The organism is Vibrio sp. QJM3NY_39, from assembly GCF_057785895.1.
The window spans coordinates 3,435,146-3,449,977 of the sequence record NZ_CM173505.1 but is presented as its reverse complement, the minus strand read 5'-3'; the positions used below and the strand labels follow the sequence as shown (position 1 = coordinate 3,449,977).

12 protein-coding genes and 1 riboswitch are annotated in these 14,832 nt (G+C 45.4%); of the genes, 6 read left to right on the top strand and 6 right to left on the bottom strand.

Features of this window, described 5'->3' with window-relative positions; all coding sequences use genetic code 11:
• Positions 1-274: 274 nt before the first annotated feature.
• Positions 275-754: a transcription elongation factor GreB gene (gene greB, locus AC3CHU_RS15340; RefSeq protein ID WP_488524869.1), complete on the bottom strand. Its 480-nt coding sequence runs from the start codon at positions 752-754 to the stop codon at positions 275-277.
• 442 nt (positions 755-1,196) lie between these two features.
• Between greB and ompR the strand changes: the two genes are divergently transcribed.
• Together ompR and envZ are read left to right on the top strand one after the other, a co-directional pair.
• Positions 1,197-1,916 (top strand): osmolarity response regulator transcription factor OmpR, encoded by a 720-nt coding sequence (gene ompR, locus AC3CHU_RS15335; protein ID WP_004735642.1) that lies wholly within the window; start codon positions 1,197-1,199, stop codon positions 1,914-1,916.
• 165 nt (positions 1,917-2,081) lie between these two features.
• The gene (gene envZ / locus AC3CHU_RS15330) at positions 2,082-3,377 is read left to right on the top strand and encodes a two-component system sensor histidine kinase EnvZ (protein WP_488524868.1); all 1,296 of its coding nucleotides are present in this window, start codon (positions 2,082-2,084) and stop codon (positions 3,375-3,377) included.
• A 326-nt stretch (positions 3,378-3,703) separates the two neighbouring features.
• Here envZ and recG read toward each other — a convergent pair whose 3' ends face one another.
• From recG to gmk, 4 genes are all read right to left on the bottom strand, one after another.
• On the bottom strand, positions 3,704-5,782 hold the full coding sequence (recG, locus tag AC3CHU_RS15325) for an ATP-dependent DNA helicase RecG (RefSeq protein WP_488524867.1): 2,079 nt from the start codon (positions 5,780-5,782) through the stop codon (positions 3,704-3,706).
• Between the two features lie 418 nt (positions 5,783-6,200).
• The gene (spoT, locus tag AC3CHU_RS15320) at positions 6,201-8,327 is read right to left on the bottom strand and encodes a bifunctional GTP diphosphokinase/guanosine-3',5'-bis pyrophosphate 3'-pyrophosphohydrolase (RefSeq protein WP_004735646.1); all 2,127 of its coding nucleotides are present in this window, start codon (positions 8,325-8,327) and stop codon (positions 6,201-6,203) included.
• Positions 8,328-8,372: 45 nt separating this feature from the next.
• Entirely contained in the window at positions 8,373-8,645 is a 273-nt protein-coding gene (rpoZ, locus tag AC3CHU_RS15315; protein WP_004735648.1) for a DNA-directed RNA polymerase subunit omega, read from the bottom strand.
• A 279-nt stretch (positions 8,646-8,924) separates the two neighbouring features.
• A complete protein-coding gene (gene gmk / locus AC3CHU_RS15310; RefSeq protein WP_017109197.1) occupies positions 8,925-9,548 on the bottom strand; it encodes a guanylate kinase in 624 nt (207 codons plus the stop codon).
• 348 nt (positions 9,549-9,896) lie between these two features.
• A riboswitch (purine riboswitch) is annotated at positions 9,897-9,996 on the top strand.
• Between the two features lie 58 nt (positions 9,997-10,054).
• Between gmk and AC3CHU_RS15305 the strand changes: the two genes are divergently transcribed.
• Positions 10,055-11,425, top strand: a complete 1,371-nt coding sequence (locus AC3CHU_RS15305) for an NCS2 family permease (RefSeq protein WP_488524866.1) — start codon at positions 10,055-10,057, stop codon at positions 11,423-11,425.
• 224 nt (positions 11,426-11,649) lie between these two features.
• On the opposite strand, the gene AC3CHU_RS15300 is transcribed toward AC3CHU_RS15305, so the two are convergent.
• Complete coding sequence (locus AC3CHU_RS15300; RefSeq protein ID WP_171315538.1) at positions 11,650-12,219, bottom strand: outer membrane protein; 570 nt, start codon at positions 12,217-12,219, stop codon at positions 11,650-11,652.
• Positions 12,220-12,525: 306 nt separating this feature from the next.
• Here AC3CHU_RS15300 and AC3CHU_RS15295 point away from each other — a divergent pair, with 306 nt between their 5' ends.
• The 3 genes from AC3CHU_RS15295 to AC3CHU_RS15285 all read left to right on the top strand — a co-directional run bounded on the left by AC3CHU_RS15295 (position 12,526) and on the right by AC3CHU_RS15285 (position 14,640).
• Positions 12,526-13,350, top strand: coding sequence for a winged helix-turn-helix domain-containing protein (locus tag AC3CHU_RS15295; RefSeq protein WP_488524865.1), 825 nt, complete (start codon positions 12,526-12,528; stop codon positions 13,348-13,350).
• Complete coding sequence (locus AC3CHU_RS15290) at positions 13,341-13,835, top strand: hypothetical protein (protein ID WP_488524864.1); 495 nt, start codon at positions 13,341-13,343, stop codon at positions 13,833-13,835. The genes AC3CHU_RS15295 and AC3CHU_RS15290 overlap by 10 nt, the downstream gene beginning before the upstream one ends.
• 379 nt (positions 13,836-14,214) lie before the next feature.
• The gene (locus tag AC3CHU_RS15285; protein ID WP_017079068.1) at positions 14,215-14,640 is read left to right on the top strand and encodes a phosphate-starvation-inducible protein PsiE; all 426 of its coding nucleotides are present in this window, start codon (positions 14,215-14,217) and stop codon (positions 14,638-14,640) included.
• The last annotated feature ends 192 nt before the right edge of the window (positions 14,641-14,832 follow it).

The window sequence follows — 14,832 nt, the reverse complement described above, 5'->3', positions numbered from 1 at the left end:
GATTCGCCAGTCAGGATGACAGGCTAGAATGGACACCGCTAGGATGGCGATGAACAAAAAGGAAATTGGTTAAAGGATTTAGCCACTATCAAGGACAGATGCAGGGAGCACCTTATCTCGAAGAGATAAACAGTAGCCGGATTGCTGCGATAGAGACTTAACCCCGCCAGGCGCAAGCCTAGCGGGGTTTTCTTTTATCCGGCGTTTGTGATTTTAGAGCGTGTGCTTTAGCTTCTGTCGTTGGCTGCTGTTGGCAAGTCAGAGGACGGGGCGGTTAACTTTCTACGTAGTGAATCGAGTTAATGAACCACTCTTTATCGCCTTCCGGTGTGGTTACCGTAAACTCATCATCCACTTCCTTCTTCAGCAGAGCTCTAGCCATTGGCGAGTCGATAGAGATATAACCTTTCGCACCACCGTAGATCTCTTCAGGGCCGACAATACGAAACTTCTTAATTTCCCCATCATCATTTTCAATTTCGACCCAAGCACCGAAAAAGATCTTACCTTCTTGTTGCGGTGAGTAATCAACGATAGTCACATCAGGTAGGAATTTTCTTAAGAAACGGACTCGGCGATCAATCTGACGAAGCAAACGCTTATTAAAGGTGTAATCTGCGTTTTCTGAACGATCTCCAAGGCTTGCAGCCCAAGTGACTATCTTAGTAATTTCAGGACGTTTCTCGTGCCATAAGTGGTCATGCTCTGCTTTGAGCTTGTTATAACCTTCGCGGGTGATAAGTTTGGTTTTCATAAATCTGACTTAATGAAATGATGATCTAAGATAGAATATATAGAAAGGCAACATACGTTAACAATTATTTAGGCGACTTTTTCTCCAATAATGTTACATTTTTAATGTCTTATACTAGGGCGTGTTGATCTTTCGAGCTGATTTTTGCAGCGAGTTGCAGGGTATTTATACAAGGCAGAGGCTTTGATGTGTAGCTAGCCTACATGAGAAGCCGATAACGCAGTAGAAATGACCAGCAAACGCTGCCCGGAGGGTTCGGCTAAAAGCGTTTTACTCTTTGTTGAGGGAGATTTGCTTAGAATGACTAGGCGACTTCCCCCTCGCCGCGATTAAAACGCTTTTATCTCGAACAAAATTTAACCACGAAAGGTCAACACGCCCTAATACAATTTACCAAGAATGCTTAACCTTAGGTTTAAGCTTTAATAGGTGGAACCATTACATGCAAGAAAACTACAAAATTTTAGTGGTCGATGACGATGCTCGTTTACGTGCACTGTTAGAACGCTATCTGTCAGAGCAAGGCTTTCAAGTGCGTAGCGTGGCAAACAGTGAGCAGATGGACCGCCTGTTAACCCGTGAAAATTTTCACTTGATGGTATTGGATTTAATGTTGCCGGGCGAAGATGGTCTTTCGATCTGTCGTCGTCTAAGAAACGCAAACAACTCGCTACCTATCCTTATGCTGACGGCAAAGGGTGATGAAGTGGATCGCATTGTGGGCTTGGAAGTGGGTGCGGATGATTACCTGCCAAAACCATTTAACCCTCGCGAACTACTAGCGCGTATCAAAGCGGTAATGCGCCGCCAAGTGATTGAAGCGCCGGGAGCGCCAAGCACAGAAGAATCTGTGGTTGCATTTGGTGAGTTCCGCTTGAACCTAGGTACACGTGAAATGTTCCGCGGCGAAGAGCCAATGCCTCTTACCTCAGGTGAATTTGCGGTTCTTAAGTCGCTAGTGACTAACGCTCGTGAGCCAATGTCTCGCGATAAGCTGATGAACATGGCACGTGGCCGTGAGTATTCAGCGATGGAACGTTCTATCGATGTTCAGATTTCACGTCTGCGTCGTCTAGTTGAAGAAGATCCAAGTAAACCTCGTTATATCCAAACGGTGTGGGGCTTGGGTTACGTATTCGTTCCAGATGGCAAAGCAGTCTAAGCCGGTTTTGTAAGCTCTATATCGGCTTCATCGGTTCTGTGAATCAGAATTCTATATTTACGGGTCATCTCATTAATATGCGATGGCCCGTTTTGTATTCAGCACAATGGTTTACAGCTATAGTTCCCACTATATCCCTTTATCATCCCTCACTTTAGGTCTTCTATGCGCATACGTAGCTCCTTTACTCAGTCGATAGTGCTCTTTTTAACCTTGTTGGTTGCTAGCCAAATCTTTTCTTATTACGCGGTGTTTAACTATGCATTGATGCCGAGTTTGCAGCAGTTTAATAAGATTCTGGCTCACGAGCTAAACCTCGTATTGGATCAAGGCAGTGATATCGAGATTGATGCGCCACTGCGTCAACGTGTGCTTGAGCAGCTAGGGGTGACGGTTCACGCTAAAAACAGTGAAGCGGCGGGCGAGTATTACCATGCTGTTGCGATTGACTTGATGAGCGAGGAGATGACTAAAGAACTGGGATCTGAAACCGAAGTGCGGCTGATCTTGGGTAAAGAGAGCTATGTGTTGTGGATGGACATTGCGCAGTTACCTAACTCTTTGATTCGTATTCCGTTATCAGAGTTGCAAGAAGAAGATTTTGCGCCTCTATTTCGTAACAGCTTGATCATGGCGTTGTTGATTGTTGCTGGTGGTTGGCTGTTCATTCGCTTGCAGAACCGGCCTTTGATAGCGCTAGAGAAAGCCGCGCAAGGTGTCGGGCGTGGCGATATTCCACCACCATTGCCAGTGCAAGGTGCGCAAGAAATCCGTTCAGTAACACGAGCCTTTAATCAGATGTCGAAAGGTATCCAAGAACTCGAAGAAGACCGCGCTTTGTTGATGGCAGGTATCAGTCATGATTTACGTACTCCGTTAACGCGTATTCGTTTAGCGACCGAGATGATGTCACCAGAAGACAGCTATTTAGCGGAAGGGATCATCAGTGATACCGAAGAGTGTAATGAGATCATCAGCCAGTTTATGGATTACCTAAAGCCCGTTGATCGAGATTCATTCCAAGAGGTATTTGTCGATGATATTGCCCGAGAAGTTTCTAGCTCAGAAGGTGGCTACGAGGTACAAATTGAAACCGATATTCCAGAGTCGATGAAGCCTGCGCTAGGTAACCCGATCGCGATGAAGCGTGCAGTGAGTAACTTGGTGGTGAATGCGCTGCGCTATGGCAATGGTTGGGTCAAGGTATCGACTGGCATGACGGCCGATAATAAATTGGCTTGGGTGACCGTTGAAGATAATGGCCCGGGGATCCCGCAAGACCAAGTCGGTAAGTTGTTTGAACCGTTCACGCGTGGTGACACCGCCCGAGGCAGTGAAGGGACAGGTTTAGGCTTAGCGATTGTGAAACGTATTGTCAGCCAGCACCAAGGCGCGGTGGTGGTGAATAACCGCAGTGAAGGTGGCTTAAAAGCGCAGATCAGTTTCCCTGTGAAGCCCTAGTTTTCATCGGTCCGTGTGATGACGATAAGTTCGGTTCGGAAAGCTGTTAAGAGATCCCCGACTCGGTCATTCTTCCCTCTCGGGGATGACGATAAGTTCGGTTCGGAAAGCTGTTAAGAGATCCCCGACTCGGTCATTCTTCCCTCTCGGGGATGACGAATTGCTAACCATGGACCTTGATGATGAAAGTTTATTTTGATCGTCATTCCCTATCGTGAGGAACGAGCGAATAGGGAATCTCGCTCTTGCTTGATGAAAGTAACGCACACTAAAAAGGCTTCCTTGAGGGAAGCCTTCTACGTTCTGAGTGACGGTCACTTTGTTAATTAAGCCTTAGAGTAAACATCGCGCTCGCCTAGCCAACGGTTGATGATCGCCTTGGCGTTATCTGGGTAGCTATCGTGAATATGACGCGCAATACGCTGCACTTCAGGGATCAAACGTTGGTCTCGTACCAAGTCAGCAATCTTGAAATCCGCTAAGCCAGTTTGTTTGGTGCCAAGCAGTTCACCGGGGCCACGGATCTCTAAGTCTCGCTGTGCAATCACAAAGCCATCGTTACTTTCACGCAGCACACCTAAGCGCTTCTGAGCGGTTTTAGACAGCGGAGAGTGATACAGCAGTACACAATGGCTTGCGACCGAACCTCGGCCGACACGGCCACGCAGTTGGTGCAGTTGCGCTAGGCCAAGACGTTCTGGGTTCTCGATGATCATTAAGCTCGAATTCGGTACATCCACACCAACTTCAATCACGGTTGTCGCAACCAATAGATGCAGCTTGTTCTCTTTGAATTCCTGCATTACTGCTTGCTTCTCGGCTGGCTTCATTCGGCCGTGCACTAGACCAATTCTGACGTCAGGCAGTTTGCGTTGCAGCTCTTCAGCAGTATCAGCCGCAGCTTGAGCTTCTAATACTTCCGACTCATCAATCAGCGTACATACCCAATAGGCTTGTTTACCTTCATTGAGACAGGCATTACGCACGCGCTCAACAATGTCATCACGTTTGGTATCAGGTATTGCTACGGTTTGAATTGGAGTTCGTCCCGGTGGCAACTCATCAATAATCGAGGTTTCAAGATCGGCATAGGCCGTCATTGCTAGCGTTCGTGGAATCGGGGTTGCAGTCATTACCAGCTGGTGAGGGTAATAACCCTGCTTCGCGCCTTTTTCACGCAGCTCCAGTCGCTGGTGGACACCAAATCGGTGTTGCTCATCAATGATCACTAAACCAAGGTTTTTGAACTCGACATGCTCTTGGAACAGCGCATGAGTACCAACCACCATTTGCGCTTCGCCGCTGGCAATACGTGTTAGTTCCGTTTCACGAGCCTTACCTTTGAGTTTACCTGCCAGCCAACCGACTTGAATGCCCATCGCCTCAAACCAGTTAGCAAAGTTAATCGCGTGCTGTTCTGCCAATAGCTCGGTTGGTGCCATCAGTGCCACTTGCTGACCATGTTCGAGTGCGCGAACGGCTGCCAGTGCGGCGACTAAGGTTTTACCTGAACCTACATCACCCTGTACTAAACGCATCATAGGGTGTGGCTTTTCAAGGTCGGCTTCGATCTCTTTAGTCACCCTTACTTGAGCATTGGTTGGTGAAAACGGAAGTTGAGCTAACAACTTATCTTTGAGGGTGTTTACCGGAGGGAAAGGCATCGCTTTGTCTTGCTGCCCTTTACTACGAACAGACAGCATCGATAGGTTTTGAGCCAGTAGCTCTTCCATAATCAGGCGCAGCTGCGCAGGATGTTTACCTTCATCAAACAGCTCTAGGTCAATGCCCGGAGGAGGCCTGTGAATGGTATGCAGTGCTTGCGCGAGTGTTATTTGGTGGTCGTATAAACCGGATGGAAGCAACTCATTAACTGCGGCCTTGTCGATTAACTCTAAAGCTTGATCGGTAAGATTACGCAGTGTGACTTGTCTTAGCCCTTCGGTGGTTGGGTACACCGGAGTTAGGCTGGCTTCAACGTCTGGCTGTTGCCTCGGCGCAAAGAATTTGTAGTCGGGATGGACAATCTCAAGCCCCATATTACCGCGCTTGATCTCACCATAAGCATGCACTTGTTTGCCTTCGGCAAAGTTATTCTTCATGCCTGCAGTGAAGTTGAAAAAACGTAGGGTAATAGTGCCATTACCATCACTGATCTTTACTGCGAGCATCTTACGTTTGCCGAAAATGGTATCGACGTGCATTACCTTGCCTTGCACTGCTGCCCATAAACCAGCATGCAGTTTTACGATGGGATAGATACGCGTTCGATCTTCATAGCGCAAAGGCAGGTGAAACAGCAGGTCTTGTACATTGTTAAGCCCAACCTTCTCTAGTTTCTCTGCGACTTTAGCGCCGACTCCAGATAAAGAGTTGAGAGGGATAGCAGATAAAAGCTGTGACATAACAAGGCTCATAAACGTAAGAGAGATAATCTATTCAAGCATTTTACTGGATTTTTGTACAGGGTAAAGCTTAGAAGCAGATGAGGGATGAGAGTGAACGAGATTCGAAGGGAATAAGAGTAGATGCGGGATGTGGGTAAACGAGATGCGAAGAGATTAAGAGCAGATACGGGATACGGGTAAACGAGATTCGAAGAGATAAGAGCAGATACGGGATGTGGGTAAACGAGATTCGAAGAGATAAGAGTAGATACGGGATGCGAGTAAACGGGGGTACTAAAGGGGGGATATAGAAAACAGGACAGTACAAAAAATTAAAGCAGACTCGAAATACGAAAAGTTGAGGTGGTGAAAAGCTTTTGCTCTTCGCATCTCGAGACTCGTATCTCTCATCTGCTTTATTTATCTGCTGTTAGATCTAGTTCTTACGACGTTTTACTTTCAGCGCGTGTGGCATCACACGTAGCTTTTTCATAATACTTGCAAGATGAACACGATCTTTGGTCGTCAGCAAGATAGTCACTGTGTACAGGCGCCCATCACGTTCTTCGGTTGAAATACCGTGAATGTTTGAGCCCGTTTTCGAGATAACGTTCGTTAACTCTGCCAGTGCACCTTGGTGGTTTTGGATGTCGATCTGAAGTTCAGCTGTGAACTCTTGATCGTAATCGTCAGACCATTCCACTGCCATGTATTTGTCTGGTTCTTTTTGGTAGCCACGAACGTTTGGACACGTTTCACGGTGAACCACAAGGCCACGACCTGGAGATACATGAGCAATGATGTGATCGCCTGGGATCGGGTGACAACAATTTGCAAAAGTCAGTAGTAGACCTTCAGCTCCGCGGATAGCTAGTTTCTTCCTAGGCGCATCGCTGTTGTTTTTCACTTCAGTCAGTTCGTCAGCATCACCCAGTAGGCGACGAGCAATGACGATACTCATCAGCTCGCCAAGACCAATCGATGCTAGCAAGTCTTCAACGCTTTCTAGGCGTAAGTCAGACAATACATGCTCGAGGTTCTCTTGGCCGATATCGGCAATAGAGTGTTCACCAAGTGCATGATTCAGTAGACGACGACCTAGGGTAATCGACTCTTCACGGCGCATTGTCTTCAGAACCTGACGGATCTTAGTACGAGCACGAGAGGTCACCACGTAGTTGAGCCATGCAGCATTCGGACGTGCGCCCGGAGCACTGATGATCTCAATGGTTTGACCGTTCTTCAGCGATTTGCTGAGTGGGTAAGGGTTCATGTCGACGCGAGCCCCTACACACATATTGCCCACATCGGTATGTACCGCATAAGCAAAATCGACCGCTGTTGCACCTGCAGGAAGTTCGACGATACGACCTTTCGGCGTGAACACGAAGATCTCATCTGGGAACAGATCAGACTTAACGTTTTCAATAAATTCGAATGAGTTACCTGCGCTTTGTTGAAGCTCAAGCAAGCTCTGCATCCAACGCTGTGCTTTAACCTGTGCGGTTGTCCCATTACTACTGCGTGAGCCACTGCCTTTATAAGACCAGTGTGCCGCGACACCTTTGTCGGCCATTTGCTCCATATCTTCGGTACGGATCTGAACCTCTACAGGTACCCCGTGAGGGCCGATCATTGACGTATGAAGAGATTGGTAGCCGTTGGCTTTTGGTACCGCAATGTAATCTTTCATGCGGCCCGGACGTGGCTTGTACAAGCTGTGAGCCTGGCCAAGTGCGCGATAACAAGTGTCTGGGGTATCAACCACTACGCGGAAAGCGTAGATGTCCATAATAGTGTGAAAGCGCTGCTCTTTGGTTTTCATCTTGTTATAGATGGAGAACAAGTTCTTTTCACGACCTACGACGCGAGCAGACAAACCGACTTCTTCAAGACGGCCTTCAATTTCGCTATGGATACGTTGGATCATTTCCTTACGGTTACCACGCGCAGCTTTCACTACATTTCTGAGTACGCGATAACGGTTAGGGTAGAGGGCTTCGAAGCCCAACTCTTCTAGTTCGGTCTTGATGTTATGAATACCAAGACGGTGAGCTAGCGGAGAATAGATCTCTAAAGTTTCACGAGCAATACGACGCTTTTTGTCAGGACGAAGTGCCCCAAGCGTACGCATGTTGTGAGTACGGTCAGCTAATTTGATCAAGATAACGCGGATGTCTTGCACCATGGCGAGAACCATCTTACGGAAGTTCTCTGCTTGCGCTTCTTTGCGATCACGAAATTTAAGCTTATCCAGCTTAGATACACCATCAACCAGTTCAGCAACGGTATTGCCGAATTGAGCTTCTAGCTCCTCTTTTGTAACTTCAGTATCTTCAATTACATCGTGGAGTAGGGCGGCTTGCAGGGTTTCGATATCCAGACGCATTTCTGCCAGGATTCTTGAAACAGCAACAGGATGGATTATGTATGGTTCACCCGTTGAACGGGTTTGCCCTTCATGGGCATTTCTCGCTACCACATAAGATTGACGCAGAGCCTCAATTTGAGGCTCTGTTAGGTATTCTTGGGCAACGTCTTTGAGGCTATCGAATAGATACAAATTAAAGGCCCGGAAGGTTAATTAGTTCGAATGACGTTGATTCTATCAGCGAGTGTGAGCGATGCTGCTTACTGCTGCAAGTTCAGCCGCTTCTTGCTCTTGTTGCTCTTGACGCTCACGAGCATCTAGTACGTCTTTAGTGATAAGACCTTCTTCGATTTCGCGAAGAGCGATAACCGTCGGCTTATCGTTTTCTTCAGGCACTAGTGAATCTTTGCCGCCAGTTTGCATTTGACGTGCGCGGCGAGCCGAAATAAGAACTAGGTCGAAACGGTTGCCAACTTTTTCAACAGCGTCTTGAACAGTTACGCGTGCCATGAGGACTCCAAATAGTAATTAACTAATAAATTTTATATGACGAGAAAGTATACAAGTTTAACTAGAGACTTTCTAGCTCACCGTATACTTATCTCAATGGAAAATCCAGTTATACCAATCACAGTAAATAAGTGCTCAGAGATAGCGCCGGAAAAAAGTTTGAGAACAAGGCAGAACTTTTCGATAAGTAGTGACCCTACAATCAAAAATTATAACGACGTTATCAGGCTTTTTAGCAAGCTAGAATGACCAGTTGTTTACTACGATTGGTATCAGAGATTATTCCGCTAGTAGTGCTGTAAGCATGCCGCTGTATTTAGCTGCTTGCTTATCTTCTTTTAAGCGCTCCGCACGAATGATAGCTCTGAAGTCCATTAGGGCTGCATCAAAGTCATCATTCACGATTACATAATCGTATTCTGCATAGTGAGAAATCTCAGATTTTGCTTCGCTCATGCGTTTCGCAATAACTTCGTCGCTATCTTGACCGCGAACATTTAAACGACGCTCTAGTTCACCATTTGATGGTGGAAGAATGAAGACACTCTTCGCTTGAGGCATTTGTTCACGGATCTGACGAGCACCTTGCCAGTCGATATCTAGGAATACATCGATACCGCGGTTTAGGTTTTCTTCAATCCAAACTCGTGACGTACCGTAGTAGTTGCCGAATACTTCAGCGTACTCTAGGAACTCACTCTTCTTGATGAGATCTTCAAAGTGATGTTTCTCTACAAAGTGGTAGTGAACACCATTTTCTTCACCAGGGCGCATACCGCGAGTGGTGTGTGAAACAGATACCTTCATTGCGTAGGTTGGATTGGTTTCCAGCATTGCTGAGATCAAGCTCGATTTACCTGCGCCACTAGGTGCAGATACGATGTAAAGAGTACCTATGCCCATCTGTATATTTCCACTGTTGGTTGGATTGAGTGAAGGTGATAAACCGACACTATAAAAGATAGCACTGACCCTAATTTTTGTTCCGGTGGTGCATCTACTAATTGTTCCGGTGGTTACATCTATAAAGAGGTAACGAGTGAAACTAATCGAGACAACTGGTGAAAATTAGGTCAGAAAAATGGAGGCGAAGAGTAGCATATTTAGATGATTGAGAACAACTGGCTTGATCGTTATTTATTCTCAAATGATCCTCAGTCTGATCTTCGTTTAGATGTAATGACTCGTCATCTTCACTTTTTTATGTGATCTGGACAAAATTTGTTGAAGTTTTAATCTCAATCCTTACAATCCGCGCAAACGATTAAATGCTGTATATGTTTGATGAAATGGATCAAATGTTTCTACTACCGAGCCTACCTTGGTGACTACAGTTTTTAGTGTAGAGACCCCTCTATTCTCACAGCATTTGAATCTCAAATTTTTTAATTTATTACATAGGTTTTGTTGTGAATACCGACTCCACCCTGAAAGCCCAGAAAACGTCTGGCTCGCTTGACACCCTGTTCAAACTCTCAGAGAGAAAGACCACGATCAGCACTGAGCTATACGCAGGTTTTATTACCTTCTTAGCGATGAGTTATATCTTGGCGGTTAACCCAGCAATTTTGGGTGGCATCCCGGGGATGGACAAAGGGGCTGTATTTACGGCTACCGCTCTTTCTGCTGCTATCGCAACGCTTATCATGGGCATTTGGGGTAACTACCCAGTGATGCTGGCGCCAGGTATGAGCATGAACGGCTTCTTCAAAGGCTTACTGTTAAGTGGTTCAGTCGCTGTACTTTGGAATGAAGCGCTATTTGGCATCTTCCTATCGGGTATCCTTTATCTCGCTTTCTCATTGACCAATATTCGTAAGTCGATGATTGAATCGATTCCTGAAGATTTGAAGTTGGCGATTACCGTATCTCTCGGCTTATTCATTGCTTTCTTAGGACTTAAGAATGCAGGCATCATCGTGTCTACCCCGTTTGTACTGGTTGGCTTAGGTGACATCTCAGACCCACAAGTGGTTATCGCTTATGTGAGTATCTTCATCGCTCTGGGCTGTATGGTTCGTGACATTAAGCTAGCAACGTTTATCTCGTTTGTTTCAGCGATTGCATTGACGATTTTGGCTGATGTGTTCTTAGGTACATCAAACGCACCAATCCCAGATCAATTCGTTTCTATGCCACCAAGCATGGCCGGCAGCTTCGGTGCGATCTTTGATTTCTCAGCCTTCACGCCCGAGAAAATGTTCGATTTGTTGTTCATCGTACTTATCTTCCTGATTGTCGATTTCTTTGATGGCTTGAGCACGATTGTGGGTGTGGGCCGCGATGCAGGTATCATCGACAAAGACGGCAAGGTGCCAAACGCAAAATCGGCGCTAGTGGCAGATGCGGGCGGTACGGTGATTGGTTCGATTCTTGGTACCACATCGATCACTGCGTTCTCTGAATCGGGTATTGCTTCTTCTCAAGGTGCAAAAACAGGTTTAGCGGCAGTCATGGTGGCTGGCTTATTCCTTGTTTCTCTATTCCTATACCCAATCTTCTCTATCTTCTCAGCGGCAATGGTCGCGCCTGCGATGGTTGTGGTAGGCATCTACATGGTGGGTCGTCTTGGTCAGATTAACTGGGAAAAGAAAGAGTCACGCATTGCAGCCTTCTTTACCATCATGTTCACCGTTCTAAGCTTCTCTCCAGCAAACGGCATGGCGATGGGTTTCATTAGCTACGCATTTACTATGGTTGTTGCGGGTAAGCGCAAGGAAGTGCACCCACTTATCTACGGACTGTGTGTGGTGTTCTTAACTTACCTGATTCTTCTATAAGGCTAATTCGCCACTACCAATTAGCCACTAAAAAGTCGCTAAGTAAAAGACAAACAGATGGCTCTACAGTGAATGTGGGGCCATTTTTGTATCTGTTGTATCTTAAATTTATGCTCGTTCTTGCTGAACGTTGAGTTCAACTTACCGCCATTCTGCTGATGTTCATCTAAAAAGGGCGACGGTGGTCGCCTCTTTACGTTTACTAGCCAACGAAGTGTTCGTTATTAGAATTTGTACGTTGCGCCAGCGTAGAAGCTACCAAGTTGGACGGTCACATCATTGTATAACCAGTGGCCAGTATCAACGCTGAAGGTATCAACTTCGTATGCCACACGGAAGTTTAGGTTCTCAAGGCTTGCTGGTGTGTATTCTACACCTGCGCCCAGACGCAATGCTGTTTCATCTTTGCTACCATAGTCATCAACATCAAATGAAAGCTGCGTTAGACCTATGGTACCAAATGGACGCCAACCGCTATCAAAGGTGTAGCCAAGGTTTGCAGCAATAGATATGCCTGCTGTCTCGATAGCATAACCTGACAAGCCTGGTGCTGTTATATTACTGTATTTGGTGAATTGTGTTTCAACGGCAACAATGCGGTTAAATTGATAGCCACCAATCAACTTAACCGTTGAGTATTTTGTTTCTAGTGTAGAAAACGCGGCATCGTCATCGTAAGTTGTGGTACCAAAACCACCACCTAGGTAAAAGCCAGATACGTCTTTCTCAACTGCTTGCTCTTGGGCACTGGCAAAGGCAGAAAATGCTGCCAGAAGGATCACTGCTTTTTTCATTAGATTCATCTCATCGGGGATAAAAAGTGGTGTGCATTATGTGTTCAATGGCAATATAAAACTAAAGATGAAATTCATATAAACTTCATGAGTTGTCGGTTTATTGATAATTCCCCTTTTATATATTTTTATCTTTATTACATAATTCATTGATATGTTTGATGTTGTTTTTTCTGTAGGAACTTCTGCTTTAGGTGGATGGATTGTACTCGCGGCTTACGCAGTTGACTTGGTAATGGTAGGATCCAGCTCTTCACGCGTGTGTTTTTTGGTTGTGTGAGCCCTAATTTCAGTAATAGTGAGTGTATGCATAGAGTCTGCTTTTCCAATCTGATTCTCGATCCAACGACTCTAACCTTATCGAATGTCGATGGGGAATGTATTCAATTACGCCCGCTTCCATATGCAGTGTTGAGCTTGTTACTTGAAAACCAGGGTGTTCACGTTACTCGTGAACAACTATTTGAAACGTGTTGGGGGGGCGCATTAGTCACTGACCAAGCGATCACTAATGTCATTTCAGGTTTAAGGAAAAACTTCGAGCAGTTGGGCGCGCGTGATGTCACCTTGAAAACAGTCAGCAAAATTGGCTACGTTCTGAACATTCACCGTGGCAAAGAGCCGATTAAGAAAATAGGAAACCGAGCAATTCGGGTTAGCCAAGAGCAAGAAATCGTTTTAGAAGAGGTGATCCTTAAGCCTGCCCCTACCTTGAAAATGAACATGTATTCTTGGCATGGGTTTGTGACGGTATTGCTGCTAGCCTGTTTGGTGTTCGTTTTTTTTACTAAGCCTTTTATTCGAAAGCCACAGTTTCTCCAGCCTAGTGAGTATCAACATTTTCAGATTGGCGTGACCGATTTTTATCTTTATGACAGTGCTTATTTAATAAGTGACGGTCGACTGCTCGCATATGAGTTAGCGACTCAATCGTTTCCAACCTGTCATGCGGATATGTATCTGCGAATCGCAGAGTCTGCTTATGACGACGACGTTTATATGATTAAAACTTTTGCTTTTGCGAAACACGGCAGTAAGAACGCAAGCTACGTGAATCATTCGGTGAGTATTGATGATTTATCAGAGACGGTGGTGAAAGCAATTAGGAGGGCTCGATCAATATGCGGATAAAATCGGTCGTCGTTTTCAATATTGCGCTTGCTACCTGTGTCATCGGTGTGGCGTTGTATCAGTGGAAGTTTGAGCAACAACAGTTAGCGGGTAGTCGTTGGGCATGTGTTCAGCTTGATGAGGGGTTTGTTTCGCAAGGGTATCGTCACTATCAAGAGATCGCTGATCGCTCTATTTTAGAGTTTACCTCAAATGACAGTTTGCTGATTTTTCAGAAAGGTTATGTCCAGACACTTGTCGGAGAAACCAAGCCCTACGAAGTCTATTATGAAGCAAACTACATTGCTGAGAATGGTCTCCTATCGGTTGCCTATCAACATATCGACTGGAATCTAAAGCCAACTGGCAATGAGATTTTTGTTCGTGATATGGACGCTCTGGTAAGAGCTAAAATTGAACTGATGTATAAAGTGAAAGGTGACCAGTTGTTTTTGTTCAGTAAAGGGCATGCAGAAGATAGGAATCATATCTGCTATTCCAAATGACGATTTTGAACCATAGTAACTCCGATATCAGCGTGTACTTTTATGACACTTTCAAGCTTAGGCAGTTAATTTAATTGAGTTTATTTTTAGTGGTTTTGATTTGTATAAAGAAGTGCATCCACTTATCTACGGCCTGTGTGTGGTGTTCTTAACTTACCTGATTCTGCTTTAAGGCTAATTAGCCACTAAAAAGCCGCTAAGTAAAAGACAAACAGATGGCTCTGCAGTGCATGTGGGGCCATTGCTTTATCTGTTGTTTCTTACCTTTGCTTCTTACTGGTGGTTACCGGTGAATTGATGGCGATGCTTTGACAGTACGCGACTTATATTGATGCATGCTATTGTAGAGACTGGATTAATTATTTTTTGAAGAGTGACTATGCCTTCTAACTTGCCTAAATCTTTTAGTAAGCCGTTTTTAAAAGTATTCCACATTATGGAAGCGGTATTGCTGGTGGCGATCACACTGGCGACCTTGTTTGCGATGGTCGAAGAGTTCATGCATGTCTTCGCTGAACGCCGAGTGCAATTGACCGACATTCTGCTGATGTTTATCTATTTAGAAGTGTTGGCGATGGTTCAGCAGTTTGTGATGAACGGTAAGATCCCAGTGCGATACCCCATCTACATCGCGATGATGGCAATTGCTCGTTATATCACTTTAGGCATGAAAGAACTCGATGCGGTATTGATCGTTTGGTTATCTTTAGCGGCATTTATCTTGGCCGCAGCAACACTCTTGATTCGTGTTGGGCATCATTATTGGCCATATGTCGATCTAAGAACCAAGCAGCCGGATGAGTAAATCAATCAGGTTATAAGCTAATAAGAGCCCAGCCATGTTGCTGGGTTTTTTATTGCCCTCGATGTGTCTAAAGGACATAAAGATGTCTTTTTTATCACGATAATTGTGTTGTCAATAAGACTCTAATTGTTGTTTTTACCTTGATGTACAAGGATTTGTGCCTTGGCATGAATGTTGATTAGTAAGTAATAG